Source organism: Nonomuraea sp. B208 (assembly GCF_057536035.1).
Genome location: NZ_BAAJOU010000021.1, coordinates 33,182 through 45,404, shown reverse-complemented (window position 1 = coordinate 45,404; position 12,223 = coordinate 33,182). Strand labels below are relative to the sequence as shown.

Genomic DNA, 12,223 nt, shown 5'->3' with positions numbered 1-12,223 from the left:
CCCGTACGTCACACGCGAAATCGTCCGAGAACAGGCCGGGACCCCAGGCACCCATCCCGCGTCACCCCCGCTCAAGGGTGAGCAGCGGCTCGGCGAACACGGGGGCCGGGGCGTCGGGGTCCTCGGCGACGGCCCGTTCCAGGCTGCGGAAGCCGGCCTCCTGCTCGTCGGGGGTGAGGTGGGCGAAGAACGACAGGCTGCGCAGGCGGAGCCGGTCGAGCACGTCCCGGCGGGTGCCGGACGAGGGCTCGGTGACCGTGGTGAAGTCGGTGACCCGCCAGCCGTTCACGGTGAACATGGCGATGACCTCGTGCAACGGCTGGAAGAGCGCGGTCTCGACCTCGTGGGCCCGGGGGAAGTGGTCCAGCCACCACGGCCGGGGGTGGTGGTCGCTGAAGTTCGCGCGCAACAGGAGCCGCCCGCCGGGACGGAGCACTCTGGCGAGCTCGTGGACGGCCTGCGGCTTGTCCGCCACGTGGTGCCAGGACAGGAACATGAGGGCGTAGTCGGCGCTCGCGGCCGGCACGGGCAGGTCCTCGGCGCGGCCGTCCAGGTAACGCACGCCGGGACGTGCCTCGGCCACCTCCCGCATGCGGACCGACGGCTCGATCCCGATCACCGGGCCGAACGCGCTCGCCAGCGCCGGGGTGAAGCGGCCGGTCCCCGAGCCGACGTCCAGGCCGGTCAGGGGACGGCGGCCGGGCAGCACCGCCGCGAAGGCGTCGATCCAGACCTGGAGCTGCCGCCCGGTGAGCGCCCGGCCTCGGGCGTAGTTCTCGTGCAGCTCCGTGTCGTAGTCGATCCGTCTCATCGCGGCTCCACCTACTCACCCGATATATCGGCCCGATACATCGAGACGATATGCCATGCACCATCACCCGGCAAGACCGACAGAACGGCTGGCACGGCGGAACCCGGCGACCTGCATCGCGCCGATGAGCGTCACGCTCGCGAGCATCGCGCACCACAACCCCGCCAGCCCTCCGGCCTCGGCGGCCGGGGTCATGGTGAGGGCGAGCAGGCCGTACCCGGTGCCGGTCGAGGCGAGTTGCCAGGTCGAGCGCCTGAGCCCGACCAGCCCGTACGCCACCACGATCCCGCAGTTCCCCACCAGGGAGAAGGCCACCAGCAGCGGCACCAGGCCACCGGCGAGGCCGAGCACGGCGGCGTCCGGCGTGAACGCGCCGAGCACCGCCCGGCCGGAGAGCAGCAGCACGAGCCCGCCCACGAGCACCCCGGCCGCCGCGATCGTGACGGCCGCCCCGCTGACGCGCCGGGCCTCCCGGGGCGAGGCCGCCCTCGCGATCTCCGGCGTCGCAGCCTGGGCCGCCGCGAAGGCCGCCAGCCCCAGGAACCCGTCCAGCGCGAGGAGGATCGCGTGCGCCGCCGCCCCCTGGACCCCGGTCCGGGCGGCGGTGTACGCCACCCCGCCCAAGACCGTGAACTTGATCACCAGCGTGGCGGACATGGGAACGCCCACCCTGGCCATCCGGACGATCCGCCGCACTCGCGGCCGCCCCGGCCACGGCGACGCGCCCGTCAGCCGCGCCAGCACCCCGTTCGAGACGGCGACCGCGACGCCGGTGGACCCCAGCAACGCGACGCCGATCCCCTGAACCCCCACCCTCGGCACGAGGACGAGCGACAGCGCGACCTGCGTGCCCGTGCCCGCGAGGCCGGACCAGAGCACCAGCCGGCTGCGTCCGAGCGCGACCAGCACCCCGTTGGCGCCGCTGCCCGCCGCGAACAGCAGCACGTGCAGCGCCAGGAGCAGCGGCAGCAGCCCGAGCTCCGCCACCGCCTCGTCCGGCGCCCCGCCCGCCCGCGCGATGGACGGCACCGCGAGCATGACCCCGGCGCCCGCCGTGCCGAGCCCGAGCGCGAGCCACCGCGCGTCCTTCAGCACGGCGACCGCCTCGGCGGGGCGGTCGCGGTGGACGGCCACGAACGGCGCCGCCCCGCGCAGCCCACCGGCGACCGCCGCCGTGACCGGGTTCAGCACCGCGCCGGCCAGCGCGAACGCCGCCAGCTGGGCGGTCGCCTGGTGCCCGAGCAGCGACGTGCCGACGAGTTGCGCGACGACCCCGGCGCTCATGGACCCGAACAGGGGAACGGCCGCACTGAGAATCGTGCGATGAGGGGAAGGCATGAAAAGCAAAATCCCGGGCGGCCTCACCGCTCGGGACAATGATCATTCTACACCCGATCGCACGCGTCCACAGCTCGCTGCAGCCGGCGTTCGATCGCCCGTGGGTGGCGTCCGAGCGAGGACCGGGCCTCCGCCAGGGCCATGACGGCCTGGCCCATCGCCTCGCTCTGCCAGGCCGCCGGCGGGCGGGCGACGGAGAACAGCCGCTCGCAGAGGCCGGCGATCCGCGCGTACGGAGCCAGGGTCGCCGCCGGCTGGGCCTCCGGCGCCACCGGTCCCGCGTCCGGGGGGAACGCGCCCGCCTCGACGAGGTCGCGCAGCGGCGCGGACTCGTCCTCCAGCGACTCCTGGAACGCCAGCACCTGGTCCAGCAGCTCCTTGCCCCGGTCATCGCCCCGGTCATCGCCCCGGTCATTGCCACGGTCGTCGCCGCGCAGCTTCTCGACGGTCGCGTCCACGACCTCGCGCAGGTCCTTGCGCAGCACCCGCCCGGACAGCAGGGCGACCGTGGCCTCCTCGCCGTCCTTGAGCTCGCGCTTGAGGTCCACGCACGCGCGGGCGGTCCGGATGAGGTCGCGGGCGTGGCCACCGGACCAGGCGTGGCAGAACAGCACGAACACGTTGGAGAACTCCCGCGCCCGCCGGGACAGCAGCGTCTGCGATTCCTTCAAGGAGAGCGGGCCGACGCCGATGATGGTGTCGAAGGCCGAGTCGAACACGTCCCTCACCGGCACCCCCCGGGCGGCGAAGTTGTGCATGGCGTCCGTGGAGACCGAGAGGACGAAGTGCGCCTTGGCGACGTGGAACAGGTCCTTGAGCCCGTTGATCGCGTCGACGGCCTCGGCCGGGTTCGCCAGCTTGTCCAGCTCGTCGACGCAGATGACCACGGGCTTGCTGCTCAGCGCGAGCAGTTGGTCGATGAACTGCCGCAGCGCCTGGACCGACTCGGCGTGGGTGATCTCCCGCTCGGTCCTGGAGAGCTTGCCGCCGCCGTCGAAGCCGGTGCCGCCGACCTTGAGCGCGGCGCCCGCGCTTCTCTCGACCGTCGTCGACCAGCGCAGGAACTCCAGTTGCTGCAGGCAGAGCTCACGGACGGTCCGGGGCGGGACCGTCAGCCTCGTCCGGCTCTGGAAGAGGACCCAGCCCCGGCTGAGCATGAACCCCATGATCAGCGCGCCCAGGACGACCGCGGCGAAGCCCGCCCAGCCGAGGTCGAGCGCGTCCGGCACGGGACGGTTCTTGTCGTAGATCCATAACGTGATCATGAAGAACAGCACCACGGACGCGAGCAGCGTCCGCAGCACCGCGCGCAGCGTCGGCGCCACCATGCGGTGCCGGATGAGCGCCGCCTCGCCGGGTTTGAGCCCGACCTGTGCCAGCTCGTTGTGGATGAGGCGGGTGAACTCCACGGCGGAGTACTGCACCGGCGCGCTGACCAGGGCGACGTGGCAGTCCAGGTCCTTGTCCAGCCGCAGTTGCCGCATCAGGGTCGTCTTGCCGGAGCCGCGCGCGCCGGCCAGGCCGATGGCGGAGGACTCGTGCTCGCCGATGAAGGTGCGCAGCCGTTCGTAGGTGCGGGACGGGATGGTGTCCTGAAGGTGGAGCTCCACCAGCGCGGGAGCCTCGGACGTGCGCAGCGTGCCGCCCCAGCGCACCTCGTCGTCCTCCAGCTCGCTGATGAGGAGGCGGATCAGGGCGCGCAGCGGCGCCACCAGCGCCCTCCGCAGCTCGCGGGCGGCGTTCACGCCGCGCCGCCGGATCGCGGCCCAGCGCGCGGCGACGGCGATCGTCGCGAACACGGCCAGGCCGGACGCGAACGTGACGTTGGCCGTCCGCGTCCGGAACGGCGTCCCGTCGCTCCACAGAGCGGCCCCGAGGATGAGAAAGGCGGCCGCGAGAAAGGCGAGAACGGCGACGACCCGGAGGCGGAGCAGCGCGCGGCGGGCCTCGCCGACCACCGCGATCTCTTCGCTCAGCAACGCGGAGAGATCGCCGGACCTCTGCCGGACGTGATCGAGTATCGCGCGGTGCTGGTCGCGTCTGTACGCCAGCTCGGCGTCGTTCTCCAGCAACTGGCGGGCGGCCTGCTCCAGCTCCTCGGGCGACAGCCGATCGACCTTTTTCCGCATTCAGGTCACCATAGATGCAGTCGTGAGTCAGGGGGGTAAAAGGCGTTTCTTACGCCCGAGATTGTCTCCGCCGAGGACTTCTGACGCCAGACATAGCATGATAGAAGACTTTCTTGGATGATTGCGGCATTACCCAGCCGGATTTCATGCCAAGCCACCGTCAGGCAGAACACGCATTCGCCTGCGGCGGCAGCGGATACGGGAGATCATGATTCGACAGGAATCGGCGTCGGCGGGAGTCCCTTCGTGACCTCCTACGAAGATGGGCCCTGGGTCGGCCTCCGGCCTTTCCGCAGGCCGGACGCGGCCCGTTTCTTCGGACGTGACGCCGAGAAACGCGAGCTGGCCGAGCTCTGGAAGAAACATCGGCTGACCCTGCTGGTCGGCGACTCGGGTGTTGGCAAGACCTCCCTGCTGCATGCCGGTGCGGCTCCGTACGCGGCCGCGAGCGGAGCGCGGGTGGTGCCCGTCGGCGACCTCGACTACCGCAGGTCCCTGCCGGCTCCCGTGGTCACGGCCCGGGGCCGCCCGCTCTTCGCACTCCTGTCCTCGTGGCAGCCCGCGGAGGAGGACGCCGCCCGCAGCGTCGGGCTGACGATCCGCGAGTTCTTCCAGCGGGAGACCAGGAGGGCGGGGCGCGGCACGCCGATCCTCGTGGCCGTGGACGGCGCCGACCGGATCCTGCGCCGTCCGGCCGCCGCGCTGCCCGATCACCGCCGCGTGCGCGCGGAGCTGGAGACGGCGCTGCGGGCGTTCCCCGACGTCCGGCTGCTGCTCGCCGTCCGGCCGGACTCCGTCCAGGAGGCGGGCGACCTCGGCGTGGCGCTCGGCCTGACCCCCGCGCGGTACGACCTGCCGCCTCTCGACCGGCCGTCCGCGATCGACGCGCTCACCCGCCCGCTGCTCGGCACCCACCTGCAGTTCGAGGAGCTCGTGCCGGAGCGGCTGGTCGACGCCCTGGCGGTCGAGCACGGCACGACGGGCGGGCGCGTGGAGCCCGTCCTGCTGCAGGCGCTGTGCGCCCAGCTCTGGGCCGGGCTGCGCGACGGCGGCGGCCTGTCCGTCGTCGCGGAGAAGGTGCTCGACGACGTGGACGCGGCGCTGGCCGACTACTGCACCCGTACGTTGTTCACGCTGACCACCGACCACAACCTGCCGACCTGCGAGATCGGCGGCTGGATGCGGCGCACCTTCACCAGGTCGCCGGACGAGCGGTCCCCGCACGAGGCCGTGCCGGCGCCGCGCAGCGCGCGCCCCAAGGAGATCACGGACACCGTCGTCCGCGCGGTGGAGGACCGGCATCTGCTGAAGTACTGCCGGCTCACCGGCGACGACGGCCTCCAGCTCCAGCACCCTCGGCTGGCGCGGGCCCTCCAGCGGCTCGGCGAGGCGCCGGGGCCGCAGCCGGAGCCCGCCGCGGACGACCTGCTGCGCGAGTGCGAGCAGGCGATGTCCGCCGGCAACCTGCGGCTCGCCGAGAAGTACGCGCGCGCGACGCTGGAGAAGGACCGGCGGGCCCACCACGACGCGCACACCGCCGCCCGGATCGTCCTGGGCGACATCGCCTACCTGCGCGGCGACCACGGCGCGGCGTGCGCGGCCTATGAGACGGCGCTGCAGGACAAGCTGATGACGGACCGCAGGTCGCCCGCCGTCATGCACCTGTACGCCGCGATCGCGCGCCTGCACCTGCTCCGAGGGGACGCCGACCGCGCGCTCGGCGCCGCTCGCTCGGGCCTGCTGAACCAGGCGGCGGAGTCCATCGCCAGGCTGGAGGTGGCGCAGGCGCACTGGCGGGCGAACCGCCACAAGGCGGCGGTGAGGGAGCTGAACGGGCTGCTGGAGCGGGATCCGAAGCACTGCGAGGCCCTGCGCATCCGCGGCGAGGTCTACGCGGACTGGGGCAACTCACAGCTGGCCGTGGCCGACCTGAGCAGCGTCGCCACCGCCGCGCCGCCCTCGGCCCGCGCGGCGTACATCATGGCGGCCAACGCTCCGGTGGCGCGGAGCGAGATCGAGGAGCTTCGCGAGGAGGGGCGGACGCACGGCCTGGTCCTGGTGTTCCTGGCCCAGGCGGCGGACCGGCGCGGCGACCGGGACCTCGCGGCGGAGCTGGCCGAAGAAGCGCTCCAGGCGACGAGCCCGCGCCTGTTCCGCCATCACGAGAAACCGATGGGGAAAATTGCCCGCAGACAGTGACTAAAGGGCGATTTTCGCCCGAATGGGACGTTGAGCGCGTTACTGATAGTCGATGGAGTTGCTGAATCCGGCGACGACTTCGGTGTCGCGGGGGTCCGGCGACATCAGGCTCCGCAGCGCGTGGGCGAACGCCGAACTGTCGAGCTCATCGAGGTCGCGAAGGGACAAATCGGAGCAATCAGGCAGCTGACCTGCCAGGTCGTTCTGCTGCTGCTCCATGAGGGACTCCCAGCTCGATACATCATGGTGCTATGTCCGGGCCAGCATACAAGCTGAGCCTCCGCGCCTGACACCGGGGCTCGTTCAAAGGCCAGCACTAAAAGGTCATGGCCGGGCCCGAAGGAACCATTTACGATAGCGAAATCTTGCCCGACGTTGGCATTGAAATCCGCGATCCGGAGGTGTCCCTTATGACCGGTACGCACCAGAGTGAGGTACGACGGTCAGGCACCCCGGAGGTATGGGGCAAGGTGCCGCCCAGGAACAAGAACTTCACCGGCCGGGAAGAGCTCCTGGAGAAACTGCGCGCCGGGATGACCGCCGGCACCACCGGTCAGGTCACGGTCGTGCTCCCCCAGGTGCTCCCCCACGCCCTGCACGGCCTCGGCGGCGTCGGCAAGACGCAGATGGCGGTCGAATACGCCTACCGCTACGGCAACGAGTACGACCTCGTCTGGTGGATCTCCGCCGACCAGCGCGTGCTCATCCGCTCGTCGCTGGCGGCCCTGGCGCCCCACCTCGAACTGCCGTCGGCGGCGGCGGTCGGCGTCGAGGACGCCGCCAACGCGGCACTGGACGCGCTGCGGCGCGGCCAGCCGTACGACCGCTGGCTGCTCATCTTCGACAACGCCGACGAGCCGGAGGAGATCAGGGACGTCATCCCCGACGGGCCCGGCCACGTCCTGATCACCTCGCGCAACCACCGGTGGGAGGACGTCGTCGAGGCCGTCCCCGTCGACGTCTTCAGCCGCAAGGAGAGCATCGCCTTCCTCACCAAGCGGGTGCGCCGCGCCCTCGCCCCCGAGGACGCCGACCGGCTCGCCGAGCAGCTGGGTGACCTCCCCCTGGCGCTGGAGCAGGCCGGGGCGCTCCAGGCGGAGACGGGCATGCCCGTCGACGAGTACATCGAGCTGCTCAACGAGCACACCGGACAGCTCCTCAGCGAGGGCAAGCCGACCGAATACCCGATCTCGATGACGGCGGCGTGGAACCTGTCGGTGAGCCGGCTGAGCGAGCGCCGGCCGGAGGCCATCGACCTGCTGCGCTGCTGCGCCTTCTTCGGCCCGGAGCCGATCCCGCGCGACGTGTTCAGCCAGCGGGTCAGCGGCCTGAGCCCGCGCATGAGCGAACTGCTCGCCAACCCGATCAAGCTGAGCCGGTCGGTGGGCGAGCTCGGCCGCTTCGCGCTCGCGCGCATCGACCCGGGCAGCCGGACCATCCAGGTGCACCGGCTGATCCAGGCCCTCGTCCGCGACGAGCTCGAGCCGGAGGAGCGGGACGAACATCTCGCGGACGTCCACCGCCTGCTGACCGGCCTGCAACTCGGCAACCCGGAAGAGTCGGTCAACTGGGGGAAATACGGCGGCATCCTGGGGCACGTCGTCCCCTCGCGGGTCCAGGAGAGCCGCGACGTCAAGGTCCGCGACTTCGCGCTCGACCTGGCCCGCTACCTCTACATGTCGGGCGACGGCTTCGCCCACCAGTTCGTCAACCTCTTCATCGACCAGTGGGAGCGCGACTCCGGCCCCGACGACCCCCACGTGCTCAAGGCCTACCGCGAGCTGGGCAACATCCTGCGCCAGCTCGGCAGGTACAACGAGGTCTACGAGCTCAACCAGCGCACCCTCGCCAAGATGCGGCAGGTGGGCACGCCGGAGGACGAGCTGCTCAACCTGGTCAGCGGCATCGGCGCCGACCTGCGCGCGCGAGGCGACTTCAGCGCGGCGCTGGAGCACGATGAGGACTCCGTACGCCGCCACGAGGCCGCCTTCGGCCCCGACGACCCGCGGACCCTGCGCGCCAAGAACAACCTGGCCCTGGACTACAGCCTCACCGGCAGTTTCCAGCGGGCGCGCGAGCTGCACGAGGTCGCCTTCATCGGGTTGCAGGACGCGCAGGCGGGCGCGGCGACCGTCCTCGTCCACTGGAACTCCCTCGCCCGCGCGGTCCGGCTCACCGGCGACTACGCCGAGGCGAGCGACCTCGGCGAGGAGGCCCTCGCCTACGGCCTCGAATACCTCGGCGGCGAGCACCCCGCCTACCTCTGGACGGCGAAGGACCTCTCCATCGCCTGGCGGCGGCTCGGCGAGCTCGACCGGGCGCTGGAGATGTGCGCCGACGTGCACGGCCGCTACGTGCGAAGGTACGGCCTCGACCACCCCGACACGCTGGCCGCCGCGATGTCCCTCGCCAACGTCCAGCGCAACAACGGCCAGGAGCAGGAGGGGCTGGAGCTGGCGGCCGACACCGTGGCGCGCTATCCCCGCGTGTACGGCACCAACCACCCGTACGTCCTCGCCTGCACCGGCAACCTGGCGCTGCTCCACCGCACCTGCCAGGACCCGGAGCGGGCCCGCGCGGTCAACGAGGAGACCCTCAGCGACATCGAGCGCCACCTGGGCCGCGACCACCACTACTACCTGACCGTGGCGACCAACCTGGCGAGCGACCTGGCCGAGCTCGGCCACCACGAGGCGGCCGTCGAGCGCGGCCACGACACCTACCGCCGGCTGCGGGAGCTGGTCGGCCCGGACCACCCGGTCGCCCTCGCCTGCGCCGCCAACCTCTCCGCCGACCTCAAGCGCCTCGGCACGCCGGAGGCCGTCGAGGAGGCGGAGCGGCTGAGGGAGGACACCCGCGAGAAATACGCGCACCGCCTCGGCCTCGAACACCCCGACGCCGTCGCCTTCCTCGAAGGACGGCACCTGGACCTCGACTTCGACCCGCCGCCGATCTGACCGGGACGACGCCCGGGGCCTACGGCGCCGCCGGAGCCGGGATCTGCTCAGCCGGCGGCTCGCCGTTGCGCGCGCGCCAGCCGGCCAGGTGCCGGCCGGCCGAGCCCCGGGCCCGGAGCGTCGCCTCGGCCGGGACGTCCTCGGCGCCCATCGCGGCCATCACGTCCGCCATCCCGGCGGCGAACACCTCGCCCTCGGGGGTGAGCCGCCCGCTCGCCCGCAGCGTGCGGATCACCGCGTCGGTGCCCTCGCGCCACCGTACGAACTCCGTGTGCGCCCGCAGCAGCAGCTCGTCCGGATGCGGCTCGCGCCGTTCGACCTCCCAGAACGCGGCGATCGCCATGTGCGCGTACGCGCCCTGGAGCAGGCCGCCCAGCGGGCGCGGGTCCTCCCGCCACGGGGCGTAGTAACGGCTGCCGTCGTCCGGCCGGGTCAGCGGGATCAGGTCGAGCAGGCCGCTCAGCTTCGCGTGCTGGGACTCGTGGGCCAGGGTCACGGCGAAGGAGTGCGGATCGGGCGGCGTGGACAGGCCGATGTTGCCGAAGGCCAGTTTGGAGGTCGCGCTGGCGGTGCCGTCCGCCGGGCCGACCAGCGGGGTGAGCGCCTTGACCACGGCGTCGGTCTCCTCGGCGACCAGCGGGTGCCGCTCGACCAGGATCTCCCACGCCGGCTGGAGGGTGGTGGCCCACCGGTGCAGGTCCGCCTCGCTCAGCCGCTCCTCCTGCCGCCGCGCCCCCGGCATCCGGCCCGGATCGACGTCGTCCACGACGAACTCGACCGCCACCCCGCGGTGCTCGGCCCGGATGCGGCGCAGGCCCTCCCACGAGGGGTCCTCGCCGACGCGTACGGTCACGCCGCCCGCGCTGATCTCCGCCTCGCCGTCGGCGGTCCGTACGACGGCGGTCCGCGCGTCGCCCGGCACCACGGCCCGCCCCAGCGACGGGAGCACCACGGCGCCGTCCAGCACCGGCACCTCGACCGTCGCCGCCCGCCCGGCCCGGATCGCCGCCACCGCCGCCAGCGACGCCATGACCGCCGGATCCTGCCAGGCGGCCGGCGGCGCCTCGCCCGCGAGGGCCTGGAGCGTGCGCAGCCCCCAGGACCCCACGGTCGGGTAGCGCAGCACCGCCCTGACCACCTCGGGCGCGGCCTCCTGGAGGTCGGCGAGCAGGTCGTAGGCATGCCGGACCCGCTCGACGTCCTCGGTGGCGAGGTCGCGGATCCCGCGCAGGAGCAGCAGGCGTTTGCCGTCCTGCGCCGCCCACAGGCGGCCGACGGCGTCGCGGCCGCCCCCGCCCGAGGCGAGCTCGGCGAACACCTTCTTGGGCAGCAGTAGCGGGGTCAGCCTCATGACGTGGAGTGGCCTCTCTGCGGATCGGTGAGCTGCGCGGACGCCTGGCGGCGCCGGCGGCGCTCGCGTACGGCGGCGAGGTCGTCGCTCACCGCGTGCTGGACGTGCTTGATGAGCCGGAAGAGGTCGCGGCAGTAGACGCTGGGATTGGCGAACCCGGTGCCGGGGCGGTAGCGGTGGGGGTAGAGCCCGGCGCCGCACACCCGCCTGATCTCGCACGCCTGGCACTCCGGCGCGAGCGCGCGCTCGCCGATCTGGCGGGCGGCGATCGGCGGCAGCATGAGCGCCGTGTCGAAGGCGCCGGCGTCGCCGACGTGCAGCGGCGTGCGGGTGGCTCCGTCGTAGGCCGACTTGAGGCTGTCCACCTGCTCGATGCCACCGTCGGTCTCGATCACGACGACGGCGACCGCGGACAGCCCGACGGTCTCGCTGCGCGAGGGCCGGCCGAGCAGCAGCCGGATGATCTCGTCGAACAGCCGCAGCCGCGTCTCCCGCTCCGGCGCGCGGTACCAGCGGTCGAAGACGGCGACGAGCCAGTCGCCGTAGGGGGTGTCCTCGCTGTCCGGCAGGCGGCCCGGCGGCGGGGTCTCCCAGGTGCCGTGCGGCAGCAGGAGGTCCACGGCCGGCGGCCCGTACGCCAGCAGCGCCTCGTACGTGCCCACCGGATCGTTGCGCAGGTCCACGGTGCACAGCAGCCCGCTGAACAGGTGACGGTAGGCGGGGGAGACGAGCCTGGTCAGCCCGGCGTCCACCCGGTCGAAGCTGCCCTGGCCGGCCGGTCCGCGGCGGTGGCGGTCGTTGGCCTCGCGGTCGCCGTCGAGGCTGACCGCGACGAGCACGCCGAGCTCGTCGAACAGCTCCAGGAAGGCGGCGTCGAGCAGCACGCCGTTGGTCTGCACCTGGACGTTCACCGTCACGCCGGGATCGACCGCGGCGCGGACGGCGCTGACCGCGTAGCGGAGGTGGTCGACGCCGGCGAGCAGGGGTTCGCCGCCGTGCAGGATCACCTCGACCTGGGACAGGCGGTTCATCCTGGCGTGCTCGGCGATGCGGGCCGCGGCCGCGTCGATCGTGGCCTGCGACATGCGCCGGGGCTGGCGGCGCCAGCCCTGGTCGGCCATCTCGTACATGTAGCAGTAGGTGCAGGCGAGGTTGCACCTACTGTGGATCTTGAGTACGAACTGCTGGAAGGGCGTCGGGCGCCAGCCGCTCTCCAGCAGAGCGCCGATGTCCAGCCCCGAGGGCCATTCCGGCCGCGCCTCTTCGGACTGCGAACTCACGCCCGCCCTTTCCCTGGGGAGCTCCGAGCACCTGCGGAACGCCGCGATCCTAGCGCTCACGGGCAGGCGTCGCCTGACTTACACGCAGGCCGCCAAGCCCTGAACGGCGGGACTTTTCGTCACACCTGTCACATAGCTACGATCGAGCACCAATCCGA

Annotated in this window: 8 protein-coding genes; 2 read left to right on the top strand and 6 right to left on the bottom strand. The window is 72.4% G+C overall.

The window, feature by feature from the left end:
- Positions 1–61: 61 nt before the first annotated feature.
- The 3 genes from AC27IY_RS16895 to AC27IY_RS16885 all read right to left on the bottom strand — a co-directional run bounded on the left by AC27IY_RS16895 (position 62) and on the right by AC27IY_RS16885 (position 4,278).
- Entirely contained in the window at positions 62–811 is a 750-nt protein-coding gene (locus AC27IY_RS16895; RefSeq protein ID WP_487178469.1) for a class I SAM-dependent methyltransferase, read from the bottom strand.
- Positions 812–874: 63 nt separating this feature from the next.
- Positions 875–2,095 (bottom strand): hypothetical protein, encoded by a 1,221-nt coding sequence (locus AC27IY_RS16890; protein ID WP_487178468.1) that lies wholly within the window; start codon positions 2,093–2,095, stop codon positions 875–877.
- A gap of 101 nt (positions 2,096–2,196) precedes the next feature.
- A complete protein-coding gene (locus tag AC27IY_RS16885; RefSeq protein ID WP_487178466.1) occupies positions 2,197–4,278 on the bottom strand; it encodes a P-loop NTPase fold protein in 2,082 nt (693 codons plus the stop codon).
- A 246-nt stretch (positions 4,279–4,524) separates the two neighbouring features.
- On the opposite strand from AC27IY_RS16885, the gene AC27IY_RS16880 reads away from it, so the two are divergent.
- Positions 4,525–6,477, top strand: a complete 1,953-nt coding sequence (locus tag AC27IY_RS16880; protein ID WP_487178465.1) for a tetratricopeptide repeat protein — start codon at positions 4,525–4,527, stop codon at positions 6,475–6,477.
- A 39-nt stretch (positions 6,478–6,516) separates the two neighbouring features.
- On the opposite strand, the gene fxsA is transcribed toward AC27IY_RS16880, so the two are convergent.
- Positions 6,517–6,696, bottom strand: a complete 180-nt coding sequence (gene fxsA / locus AC27IY_RS16875; protein ID WP_344214034.1) for an FxSxx-COOH cyclophane-containing RiPP peptide — start codon at positions 6,694–6,696, stop codon at positions 6,517–6,519.
- 191 nt (positions 6,697–6,887) lie between these two features.
- Here fxsA and fxsT point away from each other — a divergent pair, with 191 nt between their 5' ends.
- A complete protein-coding gene (gene fxsT, locus AC27IY_RS16870) occupies positions 6,888–9,434 on the top strand; it encodes an FxSxx-COOH system tetratricopeptide repeat protein (RefSeq protein WP_487178464.1) in 2,547 nt (848 codons plus the stop codon).
- 19 nt (positions 9,435–9,453) lie between these two features.
- Here fxsT and AC27IY_RS16865 read toward each other — a convergent pair whose 3' ends face one another.
- Both AC27IY_RS16865 and AC27IY_RS16860 read right to left on the bottom strand, forming a co-directional pair.
- A complete protein-coding gene (locus tag AC27IY_RS16865) occupies positions 9,454–10,785 on the bottom strand; it encodes an HEXXH motif domain-containing protein (RefSeq protein WP_487178463.1) in 1,332 nt (443 codons plus the stop codon).
- Complete coding sequence (locus AC27IY_RS16860) at positions 10,782–12,065, bottom strand: FxsB family cyclophane-forming radical SAM/SPASM peptide maturase (protein ID WP_423452197.1); 1,284 nt, start codon at positions 12,063–12,065, stop codon at positions 10,782–10,784. Before AC27IY_RS16860 ends, AC27IY_RS16865 begins: the two co-directional genes overlap by 4 nt.
- Between the last annotated feature and the right edge of the window lie 158 nt (positions 12,066–12,223).